The sequence below is a fragment of the Streptomyces sp. JLYT201 genome, assembly GCF_059448825.1.
Map to the genome: position 1 here is coordinate 1710387 of NZ_CM182551.1, position 13425 is coordinate 1723811.

The 13425-nt window shown below is 73.8% G+C and carries 12 protein-coding genes; 2 read left to right on the forward strand and 10 right to left on the reverse strand.

What is annotated here, in order from left to right:
• Positions 1-138: 138 nt before the first annotated feature.
• The 3 genes from glgC to AC5WAM_RS07145 form a co-directional block, all read right to left on the reverse strand.
• On the reverse strand, positions 139-1359 hold the full coding sequence (gene glgC / locus AC5WAM_RS07135; RefSeq protein WP_366791683.1) for a glucose-1-phosphate adenylyltransferase: 1221 nt from the start codon (positions 1357-1359) through the stop codon (positions 139-141).
• A gap of 83 nt (positions 1360-1442) precedes the next feature.
• Positions 1443-2624: a glycogen synthase gene (glgA, locus tag AC5WAM_RS07140; RefSeq protein WP_366791684.1), complete on the reverse strand. Its 1182-nt coding sequence runs from the start codon at positions 2622-2624 to the stop codon at positions 1443-1445.
• Between the two features lie 37 nt (positions 2625-2661).
• The gene (locus AC5WAM_RS07145) at positions 2662-3420 is read right to left on the reverse strand and encodes a (2Fe-2S)-binding protein (protein WP_495522016.1); all 759 of its coding nucleotides are present in this window, start codon (positions 3418-3420) and stop codon (positions 2662-2664) included.
• A 239-nt stretch (positions 3421-3659) separates the two neighbouring features.
• Here AC5WAM_RS07145 and AC5WAM_RS07150 point away from each other — a divergent pair, with 239 nt between their 5' ends.
• Positions 3660-4841, forward strand: coding sequence for a DMT family transporter (locus tag AC5WAM_RS07150; RefSeq protein WP_495522017.1), 1182 nt, complete (start codon positions 3660-3662; stop codon positions 4839-4841).
• 71 nt (positions 4842-4912) lie between these two features.
• Here the strand turns inward: AC5WAM_RS07150 and AC5WAM_RS07155 are convergent, their stop codons facing one another.
• The gene (locus tag AC5WAM_RS07155) at positions 4913-6226 is read right to left on the reverse strand and encodes a transglycosylase family protein (protein WP_366791686.1); all 1314 of its coding nucleotides are present in this window, start codon (positions 6224-6226) and stop codon (positions 4913-4915) included.
• A gap of 120 nt (positions 6227-6346) precedes the next feature.
• Positions 6347-7318 (reverse strand): acetylxylan esterase, encoded by a 972-nt coding sequence (locus tag AC5WAM_RS07160; protein ID WP_366791687.1) that lies wholly within the window; start codon positions 7316-7318, stop codon positions 6347-6349.
• Positions 7319-7491: 173 nt separating this feature from the next.
• On the opposite strand from AC5WAM_RS07160, the gene gnd reads away from it, so the two are divergent.
• A complete protein-coding gene (gene gnd, locus AC5WAM_RS07165; protein ID WP_366791688.1) occupies positions 7492-8931 on the forward strand; it encodes an NADP-dependent phosphogluconate dehydrogenase in 1440 nt (479 codons plus the stop codon).
• Between the two features lie 3 nt (positions 8932-8934).
• Here gnd and AC5WAM_RS07170 read toward each other — a convergent pair whose 3' ends face one another.
• The 5 genes from AC5WAM_RS07170 to AC5WAM_RS07190 form a co-directional block, all read right to left on the reverse strand.
• Positions 8935-9147 (reverse strand): hypothetical protein, encoded by a 213-nt coding sequence (locus AC5WAM_RS07170; RefSeq protein WP_366791689.1) that lies wholly within the window; start codon positions 9145-9147, stop codon positions 8935-8937.
• 137 nt (positions 9148-9284) lie between these two features.
• On the reverse strand, positions 9285-9938 hold the full coding sequence (locus AC5WAM_RS07175) for an aspartate/glutamate racemase family protein (RefSeq protein WP_495523522.1): 654 nt from the start codon (positions 9936-9938) through the stop codon (positions 9285-9287).
• A complete protein-coding gene (locus AC5WAM_RS07180; RefSeq protein WP_495522018.1) occupies positions 9935-10318 on the reverse strand; it encodes a GNAT family N-acetyltransferase in 384 nt (127 codons plus the stop codon). The genes AC5WAM_RS07175 and AC5WAM_RS07180 overlap by 4 nt, the downstream gene beginning before the upstream one ends.
• Positions 10319-10383: 65 nt before the next feature.
• The gene (gene panD / locus AC5WAM_RS07185; protein WP_495522019.1) at positions 10384-10809 is read right to left on the reverse strand and encodes an aspartate 1-decarboxylase; all 426 of its coding nucleotides are present in this window, start codon (positions 10807-10809) and stop codon (positions 10384-10386) included.
• 77 nt (positions 10810-10886) lie between these two features.
• On the reverse strand, positions 10887-13220 hold the full coding sequence (locus AC5WAM_RS07190; RefSeq protein WP_495522020.1) for a caspase, EACC1-associated type: 2334 nt from the start codon (positions 13218-13220) through the stop codon (positions 10887-10889).
• Positions 13221-13425 lie beyond the last annotated feature (205 nt).

Genomic DNA, 13425 nt, shown 5'->3' on the forward strand with positions numbered 1-13425 from the left:
ACGCCTGACCGGCCGAGGGCTACGCGCAGGTGAACGCGCCCCACAGCGAGACGGCGCTCCCGCCCTCGAACTCTCGGGCGGCGCCCTGGACGAGGGCGGCACCTTCACCGGGATCGGCTGCGGAACCGGGCCGTCCGCTCACTCCGGTACGTACTGCCCCTTGCCGAGGGCGATGACCCCGGCCCGCGAGACCGTGTACAGCTCCGCGTCCCGCTCGGGGTTCACGCCGATGGTGGCGCCGGGCGGGACGTCCACGTTCTTGTCCAGGACGGCGCCGCGCACCACCGCGCCCCGGCCGACGCGGACGTTGTCGTGCAGGACCGAGCCCTGGACGACCGCGCCCTCCTCGACGGTGACGCCGGGTGAAAGGACGGACCGGGTGACCTGGCCGCGGATGACGCAGCCGGGGCTGACGACGGACTCCCCCGCGATGCCGCCCGCGCAGAACTTGGCGGGCGGGAGCTGCCCGGGGTGGGTGTAGATGGGCCAGCAGCGGTTGTCGAGGTTGAAGACGGGCTGGTCGGAGATCAGGTCCATGTGCGCCTCGTAGTAGGCGTCGAGGGTGCCGACGTCGCGCCAGTAGCCGTGGTCCCGGGCGGTCTCCCCCGGCACGTGGTTGCCGTCGAAGTCGTACACCTGGGCGAGGCCGCGCTCGGTGAGCATGGGCAGGATGGAGCCGCCCATGTCATGAGCGGAGTCCTCGTCCTCGGCGTCCTGCCGCAGGGCGTCCACGAGGGCCTTGGTGGTGAAGACGTAGTTGCCCATGGAGGCGTACACCTGGTGCGGGGCGCCCGGGAGCCCCGGCGGGTCCTGCGGCTTCTCCAGGAAGCGCTCCACGAGCGTGCCGTCGCGCGCCGGGGTGATGACGCCGAACTGCCGGGCCTCCGCGCGCGGCACCCGGATCCCGGCGACGGTGACGCCCGCGCCGGACTCGACGTGCTGCTCCAGCATCTGCCGGGGGTCCATGCGGTACACGTGGTCGGCGCCGAACACCGCGACGTACTGGGGCTGTTCGTCGTGGACGAGGTTCAGGGACTGCAGGATCGCGTCCGCGCTGCCCAGGTACCAGCGGGGTCCGAGGCGCTGCTGGGCGGGGACGGGTGTGACGTAGTTGCCGAGCAGGCTCGACATGCGCCAGGTGGTGGACACGTGCCGGTCCAGGGAGTGCGACTTGTACTGCGTGAGGACGCAGATGCGCAGGATGTCGCCGTTGACGAGGTTGGAGAGCACGAAGTCGACGAGGCGGTACGTGCCCCCGAAGGTCACCGCCGGTTTCGCGCGGTCGGCGGTGAGCGGCATCAACCGCTTGCCCGCGCCGCCCGCGAGGACGATTCCAAGCACCGAAGACCCGCCGCGCATCGCCGCCCCCTCTGCCGCCCTGTGGGTCCGGACCGCCGCTCCGCGGGGGCGCGGGTGCGCCCCCCTGGCGTCCGTGTGCCCCGCTACGTTGCCTTGAGTACGCCGAGTACGTCCTCGTACACCTCGACCGTGCGCCGCGCCACCGCGTCCCAGCCGAACTCGCGGCGGGCCCGGTAGCGTCCGGCCGCGCCCATGGCCGCCGCGCGGCGCGGGTCGGCGGACAGGTGGTTCAGGAGCAGGCCGAGGTCGTGCTCGAAGCGCTCCTCGTCGTGCCGGTCGTAGGGCACGAGGAGCCCGGTCGTGCCGTCCGCGACGACCTCCGGGATGCCGCCGACGCGCGAGGCGACGACGGCCGTGCCGCAGGCCATGGCTTCCAGATTGACGATGCCGAGCGGTTCGTACACCGAGGGGCACACGAACACCGCCGCGTGGCTGAGGAGTTGGACGACCTCGGGGCGCGGCAGCATGCGCGGGATCCAGTGGACGCCGTCGCGGGCGCGGCTCAGCTCCTCGAAGAGGGTGCGGAACTCCCGGTCGATCTCCGGAGTGTCGGGCGCGCCCGCGCACAGCACCAGCTGGACGCCGGGCTCCAGCTGCCGGGCCGCGCGCAGCAGATGGGGCACGCCCTTCTGGCGCGTGATGCGGCCGACGAACAGGACGTACGGGCGGCCGGGGTCGACGCCGTGCCGGACGAGGGCGCTGGTGCCCGGGTCGGGGCGGTACAGCTCGGTGTCGATGCCGTTGTGGACGACGCGCACCTTCGCGGGGTCGACGGCGGGGTAGCAGGCCAGGATGTCCTCGCGCATGGCGCCGGAGACGGCGATGACGGCGTCGGCGGCCTCGACGGCGGTGCGCTCCGCCCAGCTCGACACGGCGTACCCGCCGCCCAGTTGCTCGGCCTTCCAGGGGCGCAGCGGCTCCAGCGAGTGCGAGGTCAGCACGTGCGGGATGCCGTGCAGGAGCTTGCCGACGTGACCGGCGAGGTTGGCGTACCAGGTGTGGGTGTGGACGAGGTCGCGGCCGCCGAGCGCGGCCGCCATGGTGAGGTCGACGGAGAGGGTGCGCAGCGCGTCGTTGGCGGTGTCGAGGGCGCTCCACGCGCGGTGGCGCACGGCCTCTTCGGCGCTGTGGTCGGCGTCCGTGCCCCAGCAGTGGACGTCGAGGTCGGTCAGGGCGCGCAGCTCACGGGCGAGGAACTCGACGTGGACACCCGCGCCGCCGTAGACGTCCGGCGGGTACTCGCGGGTGAGCAGTCCCACTTTCACGAGCGGAGCCCCCCGTCGTCGGCCGGCCCCCTCATGGTCACCCAGCGGGCGCCCCGAGGGAAGACCGCTGCGGCGGCCGGTCGAAGCAGCAGTCGCCGCACAGGCCGCCGTTCGGGCAGCGGTAGTACAGACAGCAGCTGCGGCGCCGGAACGCGGTGCCGTCCAGGGTGCCGGTGGCGCGCAACTCCGGTTCGGCGAAGAGTTCGGCGGCCAGGGCGAGCGCGCGCCGCCCCGCGTCGGGGCGGCCGGTGCGCTCCGCCCAGGCGTGCAGCTCGCGGGCCGCGCCCGCGAGGGCCGAGCCCGCGTTGCCGCGCAGGAGCGCCGGGGAGATCCGGTAGCGGGCGCGCAGGGCGTCCGCGAGCGGCGTGAGGTGGCCGTCGACCACGACCTCCCGCAGGCGCGCGGCGTCGGCCGGGAACGTACGGTCGCCGCTGAGCCACAGGTCGTCCGGGGAGCTGCCGTCGGCGTCCCAGCGCAGCCGTCGCGGGTCGAGGTCGGGCACGCGCCCGTACAGGGCGGCCGGGCCGAGTGCGAGGGACCACAGGCGGGCGGCGAGGCCGAGGTGGGCGATGGAGGCCGCGACGCGGGGTTCGGGAGCGGCGAGCCGGGCGGCGACCTTGGTGACGCGGAAGGACAGCGGGTCACCCTCCGTGACGCTCCTGCCGACCTCGCCGATCTCGTACACGCGTGCGACCATGGGGAGTGTCCGCTCCGGCGGCTCCCCCGTCCGCAGGGCGAAGAAGCCGCCGACGGATCCGACCACGTCCCAGGCGATGTCAGGGCTGCGAGCTGTCACCGCAGCAGTACATCAGAAGCCCCCGGCCCCGTGGGTAACCAGACCTGGGGAGGACATACGGGAGGTCGTACTCCATCGGTAGTAGGACGGATTGACTGCTCAGGGACGACGACTTGCCGCGCTCCGCGCGACATTGTGGTGAACATGGAAGCCGACCGCACGCAGCACCGGACGCACCGGACGTCAGGGCACGAGACGTACCGGAACGACCGGCGCTGCCTTCCCCCGCGGAGCGCCTCATGAGTGCCCTCGCGCTGTCCGTCCTGCTCTCCCTCGTCTCCGCCGTGGCGTACGCGGGCGGGGCGATCCTCCAGGAGCGGGTGGCCGCGAAGGCCTCGCAGCACGAGTACGCGCCGCTGCGCCGCGGCGCGTGGTGGGTCGCGGTGGTCCTGAACGGCCTCGGCGGGCTGCTGCACGTCGTGGCCCTCGCCTACGGGCCGCTCAGTCTGGTGCAGCCCCTGGGCGCCCTGACGATCGTGTTCGCCCTGCCGATGGCGGCGCTGTTCGTGCGGCGCAGGGCCGGGGCCACCGCCTGGCGCGGCGCGCTCATGGCGACGCTGGGCCTCGCGGGCCTGCTCTCGCTGACGCAGGCCGCCGACTCCCGGTCCCTGGCCGACGCGGAGCGCGTCGTCCTGGCGCTCGGCACCGGCGGGGCCGTGGTCTGCCTGATGCTGCTCGCGCACGCGGTGCACCGGCACCCGGCAGTGCGCAGCGTCCTGCTCGCCACGGCGGCGGGCATCGCCTTCGGCATCTCCTCGGTGTTCACGAAGACGGTCGCGGTGGACTGGGACGCCCACGAGCCGCTGACCCGGCAGGTGCCCAGCCTCGCGGTGATCGCGGTGCTCGCGGTGGCCGGACTGCTCCTGTCGCAGGCCTCCTACCGGGGCGCGGGCCTCGCGGCGCCGCTGTCCACGGTGACGGTGGTGAACCCGGTGATAGCGGCCGCGGTCGGCCTCACCCTGTTCGGAGAATCCTTCCGCTACGGAGCCGTCGGCACGGCGGTGGCGCTGACCTGCGGTGTCGTCGCCGCGGGCGGGCTGATCCTGCTGACCACGGAGCGCATCGGGGCCGAGGCCACGACGGCCGCGGGCTCCTCGCCGGCCGCGGCGGGCGACGCGTCGGCCTCGGCGCGCGACGACGCCGCACCGGCCGCACCCCGCACCGAGCTGTCCACCGGGCCGATGACACGTGCCCTCCCCGCGACCGTGCCACCGGACCAGACCACCACGGTCACCGAGCAGCGCGTGCCGGGCCACGACGAGCGCCCCGGGGCCGACGCGGGCACACGGCCCCGGCCGGGCGAACAGGCCGCGCCGGAGCAGTCGTTCCTGCCCGAGGGCCTCACCGGGCTCGCGGGCCTGCCCTTGCAGCCCATGCTGCAGACGTTCCCGCGCGCGGACGCCAGAGCGGGGCACGCGTAACGACCACGCGTGCGGGCCGCGGGTCTCCTCAGAGAGCCCGGGGCCCGCACGCGTTCGTCCCGTGGCAGGCTTCAGATGCGGACGCCGCGCGCCCGCAGATACGCCAGCGGGTCGACGTCCGAACCGAAACCGGGGCCCGTGCGGATCTCGAAGTGCAGATGCGGGCCCGAGCTGTTGCCGGTCGAGCCGGAGCGGCCGATGCGCTGTCCCGGCACGACCCGCTGCCCGGCCTTCACCGAGAGCGCCGACATGTGGCCGTACTGCGAGTACTTGCCGTCGGTGTGGCGGATGACGACCTGGTAGCCGTAGGAGCCGCCCCAGCCGGACTCGACGACCGTGCCCGCGGCGACGGCCTGCACCGACGTGCCCGTGGGCACGGGGAAGTCGACACCCGTGTGGTAGCCCTTCGACCAGGAGCTGCCGGACGCGCGGTAGGGCGTGCCGATCGACGCGGCGACGGGCACTGTGGCCCCCGACTGCGCCGAGGTGGCCGGTTTGGCCTTCTGCCGCGGCGCCGGTGCCGTGTCCCGCTTCGGCGCGGGCCTGGCCTGCTTCCGCTCCTGCTGTTTGGGGGGCTTGGGCTGCGGGTGCGCGCGCTGCTTCTCGGGGGCGCGCGCGGGCCGTTCCTTGCCCTCCGGCGGCTTCCTGCGCTCGGGCGGGCGCGCGGGCCGCTTCTCCTTGCCGTCCGCGCCGCGCAGCGAGAGCCGCTGGCCCGGTGTGATGAGGTCCGGATCGTCGCCGATGGTGCGGCGGTTGTTCTGGTACAGCTGCGGCCAGCCGCCGCGGACGTGGCGCTCGCCCGCGATGCCGGAGAGGGTGTCGCCGTGCACGACCGTGTACATCCGGGCGGTGCCCGCCGCGGACTGCGGGGTCACCTCGGGCTTGACGTCCTTGACGGTGCGCCGGGGCGGCCTCGGCGCGGTGCGCCCGCCGTCGGTCTTGGCGTCGTTCGCCGTGCTCGTGCGCTTCTCGGGCGCCGTGGCGGGCTTGACGTCCGGGGTGTCGCCGCCCCGGGTCAGGCCCGCCCGCACCGAGCACACGGGCCAGGCGCCGGGGCCCTGCCCGTCGAGGACCTTCTCGGCCACGGCGATCTGCTGGCCCCTGGTGGCGAGGTCGGCGCGCGGCGCGTAGGCCGTGCCGCCGTAGGCCTCCCAGGTGGACTGGGTGAACTGCAGGCCGCCGTAGAAGCCGTTGCCGGTGTTGATGCTCCAGTTGTTCGTGGACTCGCAGGCGGCGACCTTGTTCCAGGTGTCGACGTCCGCCGCGTGGCCCGTACCGGCGGTCACCAGGGGCAGGGCGATGCCCGCGCCGCTGGCCGTGACGGTGAGCGAGGCACGGTTGATCCGGCTCGGCTGGTACCGGCGGTGCCGGCCTCGTAAGGCCATGGAAGCCCCCTCAGACACGCGTTGTACGCAAGGTCACACGTCAGCCACAGGACAGGGCGCAAGCTAGCCGGTCCGCCGACGGTGTGACAAGAGTGCGGCGCTGAGAGGGCGTTGAACTGGTCAGTTCCTCATATGCCCCGGAAGCCAACGGAGTTGCACATCGTGGAAGAAGACGCCCCCGCCCTCGTGGTCGTTGAAGCGGTAGACCTCCATCGACCGCTCGCTGCCCGTGTAGGCGTTGAAGGCGGCGAAGACCGTCGACGGCGGGCACGTCTCGTCCTCCAGGGCGGCCGAGAACAGCGCGGGCGCCCGGCCGCGCGCCGCGAAGTGCACGCCGTCGAAGTACGCGAGCGTGCGGAACACCTGGTCCTCGCTCCCCCGGTGCGCCCGCAGATAGAGGCCGATCTCCCGGTAGGGGGGCCGGGCGGTCAGCGTCGCCGCGCGCGGGAAGTCGCACAGGAACGGCACGTTCGGGGAGATCGCCGCGAGGTCCGGCACGAGCCCGCCGACGGCCAGCGTGATGCCGCCGCCCTGGCTGTCGCCGACCGCGGCCACGCGCGCGGCGTCCACCAGCGGATGCGCGCGCACCGCCTCGACGGCGCGTACCGCATCGGTGAAGACCCGGCGGTAGTAGTACGCGTGCGGGTCCTCGACCCCGCGCGTCAGGAAGCCCGGATACGCCGGGGCACTCCCCACGGGGTCGGGGGTGTCGCCCACCGAGCCGCCGCTGCCCTGGCCGCGCGTGTCCATGATGAAGTGCGCGAACCCGGCCGCCGACCACAGCAGCCGCTCGTGCGGCAGGCCGCGCCCGCCGCCGTACCCGATGTACTCGACCACGGCGGGCAGCGGCTCGCGTGCCCCGGCCGGCAGGAGCAGCCAGCCCTTCACGGGGTGTCCGCCGAAGCCCGCGAAGGTCACGTCGAAGACGTCGACCGAGGCGAGCGGTGTGTCCACGGGCTCGAAGCGGGCGTCCAGGTCGTGTTCCCGGGCGGTCGTGAGGGTCTTCTCCCAGAAGGCGTCGAAGTCCTCGGGTTCCGGCAGGTCCGGGCGGTACTGGCGCAGTTGGTCGAGCGGCAGGTCGAAATGCGGCACGGGCGGCTCCTCCTTCGGGCACGGTGTCCAAGGTCACGGTACGCCGCGGAGTGATACTGACGGGCGGACGCGTTACCTACGACACATGCGTCACCCATGACGTGCCCGGCAGGTCAGGCGGTGCGCCGGGCGGTCGCGGCACTTCGGATTTCCAGGAACCCAGGAGCTAGCACATGAGCAGTTCAGCGCAGATCGGCGTCACGGGTCTCGCGGTGATGGGGCGCAACCTCGCCCGGAACTTCGCCCGCAACGGCTTCACGGTCGCCGTGCACAACCGCACCGCGGCCAAGGCCCGCGCGCTCGTCGACGAGTTCGGCGACGAGGGGGAGTTCGTCTGCACGGAGACCGCGAAGGACTTCGTCGCGGCGCTCGAACGCCCCCGCCGCCTCGTCGTCATGGTGAAGGCGGGCGAGCCGACGGACGCCGTCATCAAGGAGTTCGCGCCGCTGCTCGAACCGGGCGACATGATCGTGGACGGCGGCAACGCGCACTTCGCGGACACCCGCCGCCGCGAGCGCGAACTGCGTGAGCTCGGCATCCACTTCGTCGGCACCGGCGTCTCCGGCGGCGAGGAGGGCGCGCTCAACGGCCCGAGCATCATGCCCGGCGGCTCCGCGGAGTCGTACGCGGCGCTCGGCCCGATGCTGGAGAAGATCTCCGCGAAGGCCGCCGACGGCAGCCCCTGCACGGCGCACATCGGCCCGGACGGCGCCGGCCACTTCGTGAAGATGGTGCACAACGGCATCGAGTACGCGGACATGCAGCTGATCGCCGAGGCGTACCAGCTGCTCCGCGAGGTCGCGGGCTACTCCCCCGCCGAGATCGCCGACATCTTCCGCACCTGGAACCGGGGGCGGCTCGACTCCTATCTGATCGAGATCACCGCCGAGGTCCTGGCGCACGTGGACGCCGCGACGGGCAAGCCGTTCGTGGACGTCGTGGCGGACCAGGCGGAGCAGAAGGGCACCGGCCGCTGGACCGTGCAGATCGCGCTCGACCTGGGCGTACCGGTGTCCGGCATCGCGGAGGCGGTGTTCGCCCGCTCCGTGTCGGGGCACACGGACCTGCGCGCCGCCTCCCGCGGCCTCGCGGGCCCGGCCGCCGAACCGCTGTCCAAGGAGGAGGCGGCGGCCTTCGCCGACCGCGTCGAGCAGGCGCTGTACGCCTCGAAGATCGTGTCGTACACGCAGGGCTTCCACGAGATCGCGGCGGGCAGCGCGGAGTACGGCTGGGACATCGACCTGGGCGCGGTCGCCTCGATCTGGCGCGGCGGCTGCATCATCCGGGCGGCGTTCCTCGACCGCATCCGCGCCGCGTACGACGCGCGCGCCGACCTGCCGAGCCTCCTCGCCGACGAGGGCTTCGCACGCGAGATCGGTGCGGCGCAGGACGACTGGCGCGCCGTGCTCGTCGCCGCGACCACGCAGGGCGTGCCCGCGCCGGGCTTCGCCGCGGCCCTCGCCTACTACGACGCGCTGCGCGCGGAGCGGCTGCCCGCCGCGCTCACGCAGGGCCAGCGGGACTACTTCGGCGCGCACACCTACCGCAGGACGGACCGCGAGGGCTCGTTCCACACGCTGTGGGGCGGCGACCGCTCGGAGGTCGAGGCGTAGCGCCTACCGGTGCGTCCGGCTCATCGGCTCGGGCGTCGGGTCCGGCTCCGGCACGGGGTCCGGGCCCGGCGGCTTCGGCACCGGGGACGGCGGGGGCTGCGGCACGGGCACCGGCCCCGGGGCGGGCCCGGGGTCGGGCGGCGGCGCGGGCACCGGGTCCGGGCGCGGACCGGGCGTGGGCCCCGGCGGAACGGGGTCGGGGAACGGGCTGGTCATGGTTCCTCCCGTACGTCTCGTGCGAGCGCGGGGCGGCCGGCCCCCGCGGTGCGAAGGCGCGTCGGCCGCTTCCACTCTCTCCCGCCTCGCGTGCCCCCGCGCGCCGAGTCCACGCGTCCCGGCGGCGGGCTCGTCCCCTAGGTGCCCGGCCGCCCGCACAGCGCGGCGGCCGCCCTCAGCCCGGGGCGGGGGCTCGCGAGGACCGGCACCCGCACGGCACAGCGCGCGGCGGCGTCCGCCATCGACGCCTGGGCGAGCACGACGACATCCGCGCCGTCGACGGCCGCCCGCTCGACGGCAGCGGCGATCAGGCTCACGTACCCGTCCTGGTCACCCGCCGCGAAGCGCTCCCACGCGCCGTCCACCACGACGGTGCGTACGTCGACGGGGCGCGCGGCCCGCGCGGCCTCCTCCTCCAGGAGGGCGACGGTGGGCGCCAGCGTGCTGGCGACCGTGGCGAGGACCGTGACCGCCGGGCCCGCCGTGACGGCGGCGGCCGCCATGGGCCGGTCGACGCGCAGCACGGGCACGCCGAGCGCGGCGGCGCGGGCCTCGGCGACGCCGCCGATCGTGGAGCAGGTGCACAGCACGGCGCCCGCGCCGTCGGCGACGGCCCGCTCCAGGACCGCTCCGAGCCGGTCCGCGACGGCCTCGGGACCCTCCTGGCGGGCGCGGTCGAGCAGCCCCTCGTGCACGAGGTGGCGCAGCGCGAGGCCCGGGTGGTCCTCGTCCCGCAGCGCGTCGAAGACCGGCACGTGGACGGGCGAGGTGTGCAGCAGCGCGAGGGTCACCACGTCGACGGGTCCTCCTCGACCTTGGCGAGCGCGGCCTCGACGAGCGCGGCGGCGGGCGCCGGGACCTGATGGCGCTCCGCCCACCGGGCGACGTACGGGCACAGCGGCACGACCGCGCGGCCCTCGCGGGCCGCGAGCGCGTACAGCTCCGTGGCCAGGGCGCCCGCGATGCCGCGGCCCTCGTGGGCGGGCGGCACCTCGGTGTGCACGGGCACGAGCGCGGGCTCGGGTTCGGGCTCGGGTTCGGGCTCGGGTTCGGCCAGGGTGAAGTAGACGATCTGTCCGACCGTCCGCCCGTCCTCCTCGGCGAGCAGGACGCCGCGCGCCCGGTCGTCCCGGATCCCGAACGGCCGCCCGGCCGCCTCGGTGTCGCTCATCGCCGCTGCTCCTCGCCGCGCCCGGCCGGGCGCCATAGGCCGTGCCGCCGTCGCGCGTGCCGCCGCTAGGCGCGCGCCACCGCCTGCGGAGAGCGCGCCATGTCGGCGGCGCCCGGCACCGGTGCGGCGGCGTCGTCACCGAGGGCCACGACGCGGTTGCCCTCGTCGACGTGCACGACCCGCGGCCGCAGCTCACGGGCCTCGGCGTCGTCGACCTGGGCGTAGCTGATGATGATCACCTTATCGCCGGGGTGCACGAGGTGCGCGGCCGCGCCGTTGATCCCGATGACACCGCTGCCGCGCTCGCCCTCGATGGTGTACGTCTCCAGGCGGGCGCCATTGGTGACGTCGACGATGTGCACGAGCTCCCCGGGCAGCAGGTCGGCCGCCTCCAGGAGGTCGGCGTCGATGGTGACGGAGCCGACGTAGTGCAGGTCGGCCTGGGTCACGGTGGCGCGGTGGATCTTGGACTTGAACATGGTGCGCAGCATCGGGGTACTCCTGGGGTACGGGCTCCCTGCCTGCTGGTGCAGGTCAAGGGCTGTGTGCGCACCTTACCGCCAGCCCGTCACGGACGGCCGCTCCGGTGTCCGGCCGGGCCCCGGTGGGCACCGCGGCACTGGCGGATGAGCTCCGGCGTCAGCGGTCCGCCGTCCGACGAGGTCACGACGGCCCGGAGCTCGGGTGACTCCGCGGCGGGACGCAGGGGTCCGGGGAAGTGGTCGCTGACCCACAGGGGCCTGGCGATGCCCTCCACCGCCTCCGGGCAGGCGGCCAGATGGTCCGCGACGTCGGGCCAGCGCACGCAGATCAGGCTCCACAGGGCGAGGGCGTCCGGATCCACGTGGATGCCCTCCAGGAAGCGGATGGGGCGCAGGACGCTGTAGGTGTTGAGGAACTTCTTCACCGCGCGCGGATTGTCGCCGAGTACGGGCACGAACTTCCGCAGGGTGTGCTCGGCCCTGCGGCGCTCGCTGACGCGCTGCATCGCCGCGTACACCGCCTGCGCCCGCCCTTCCTCGAAGCGCCGCAGGCGCTCCACCACGTCGCCGTCGACACGCGGCCGGGCCGGTTCCCGCGAGGGAGGGACTTCCTCCTCCGGGCGTGCGTCCACGACCCTGAGCATCTCGTCCAGGAACGCCGTCCGGGTCGGGGCGGAGAGCGCCGGGATCGGCAAGGACAGCTGGAAGAGCTTGTCCAGGAAGAGATGGCCGAGGGGCCTTCCGGGCTCGGCGACGCAGTCGGCGAAGGAGGCGTGGGCGACTTCGTAGCTGCGTCGGAGCCAGGCGCCGTCCGCCGCCACGACCACATGGGCCGCGCATTGCGTCCGGCCTCCGCGCGGGCTCCCCATGGCACGCACCAGGGTCTGGATCATGTCCAGGAATTCGACGACGTAGGCCTGGTCGCAGCGGTCGAGATCGTCGATGAAGAGGACGACGGGCTTCTCGGCACGTCTGAGCAGCCACTGGAAGTGGGCGGCGATGTCCGCCATCGGATTGGCCTGGGTCTGCTCGAAGAGCCTGGCCCCGCGCACCGAGTCCCACAGGAGGAGGCGGGCGGCCAGCATGGCCCCCGCGCCCAGGGTCCCCAGCGCGGCAAGGAGCGCGGTGGCCGCCTTGACCTGCTTCTCCCAGCCGAGCAGGCCGGGCTTCTCCGGCCAGATGAGATACCCGAGTACGGCCGCGACCAGGGCGACGAGGACGAAGGCCACGGCATAGGGCGCACCGGTCCTTCGGGCCCGCGCGACGGACTCCCGGAGCCGGACGAAAGGACGCAGCCACCGGGGCCGCGCACGCGCCACCCGTTGGCGCAGGCACGTGAGCAGGGACCACCAGGCAGGTGCGAGCCGCGACTGCTGCCAGGCGTCGAACCGCACCACGAGGAAGTGGTCGTCGACCTGGGCCTCCAGGAGGTTCAGCAGACTGCTCTTGCCACTGCCCCACGGGCCGTCGAGATGCACGAGGAAGGAGGTGTCGGGCTGCGTCAGCTGGGTCTCGACCAGGCGCAGCGCGAGCACCTTCGCCGTGGGCCCGCGCTGCAGCAGGTCCTTCGTGGCGGGCGCGTCGGGGGCCCATTCCACGTCCTCGACGTCGTCGGCCTCCGCACCACCGGGAGCCGTGCCGCTCTCGCCCCTCGTGGGCGCGGGGACGCCCGACGTGGCCGTCGGGTCGTACGCGGGATTGGGGGCCAGGCCCAGGAGCGCGCCGACGCCGTTCTCGTCCCGCGTCTGGGGTTCCGGATACCCCAAGGCACCCATGATGCGCCGCAGTTCGGCCGCGATGACCTGGAGGGTCAAGAGCTCGTCCGCACCGGGAACGCCGTGCTTGAGCAGCCTGATCAGTTCTCCGGTGAACGCGGTGTACGGCTCGTCGGGCCGGGCGATGGACAGGGCGGTGGCCGTGGACGACACCAGGGTGAAGGTCCCCGAGACCTCGCTCAGTGGGGCGAGGCCGGACGAGGGAACGCCCATGAGGCCGCTGAGGGCGCGGCCGCTGAAGCAGCAGTCGAGGATCAGAACCCTGGTGCGTGCCGGACTGCGCCTCAGGGTGACGCGCAGGCTCTCGAACGACAGGGAGGTCATGGCCGGTTCGCGCTCCGCGGTGTCGCGCAGCGCGAGGTACAGCTCTCCGTCGTCGCCGACGAGTCCGTGGCCGGCGTAGTACACGACGAGCACGTCGGTGGCCCGCTCCGACAGCTCCCGCAGCGCGAGGCCGACCTCGGACGCGTGCCGGGGGTCGCTCATGACCGTGACCCCTTCCGGCCGGAACCCTCCGGATTCCCACAGGACTTCCCGCAGGTCCGCCAGGTTGTTGTCGATCGCCGGGAGGGGGGTGAGCTCCGTGTAGTGACCGCATCCGATCAGAACGGCCTGTGAGCCTCGCGGATCAGGCAGACGTGCCATTCGCTCCCCCAAGGTCGGTGTGCGGCGACCCACGACGAACCGTGGGGGCCTGACCGTGGCAGGCCCGATGCCGCGGCGCACGTCCACCGTGCCGCCACGGCCGCCGAAGGTACCAAATCCACTGGTCCATAAGGGTGTTGGAAGAATCAACCTCACCTGTCACACTGACCCCAGGGGGGAGCCCGGTCGGGGAGGGGCCATGTCC

Coding starts and splice junctions, on each gene's coding strand:
- AC5WAM_RS07155 (WP_366791686.1), bottom strand. CDS start 6,226: ATGGCCTTACGAGGCCGGCACCGCCGGTACCAGCCGAGCCGGATCAAC.
- glgC (WP_366791683.1), bottom strand. CDS start 1,359: ATGCGCGGCGGGTCTTCGGTGCTTGGAATCGTCCTCGCGGGCGGCGCG.
- AC5WAM_RS07190 (WP_495522020.1), bottom strand. CDS start 13,220: ATGGCACGTCTGCCTGATCCGCGAGGCTCACAGGCCGTTCTGATCGGA.
- gnd (WP_366791688.1), top strand. CDS start 7,492: ATGAGCAGTTCAGCGCAGATCGGCGTCACGGGTCTCGCGGTGATGGGG.
- panD (WP_495522019.1), bottom strand. CDS start 10,809: ATGCTGCGCACCATGTTCAAGTCCAAGATCCACCGCGCCACCGTGACC.
- AC5WAM_RS07180 (WP_495522018.1), bottom strand. CDS start 10,318: ATGAGCGACACCGAGGCGGCCGGGCGGCCGTTCGGGATCCGGGACGAC.
- AC5WAM_RS07150 (WP_495522017.1), top strand. CDS start 3,660: ATGAGTGCCCTCGCGCTGTCCGTCCTGCTCTCCCTCGTCTCCGCCGTG.
- AC5WAM_RS07170 (WP_366791689.1), bottom strand. CDS start 9,147: ATGACCAGCCCGTTCCCCGACCCCGTTCCGCCGGGGCCCACGCCCGGT.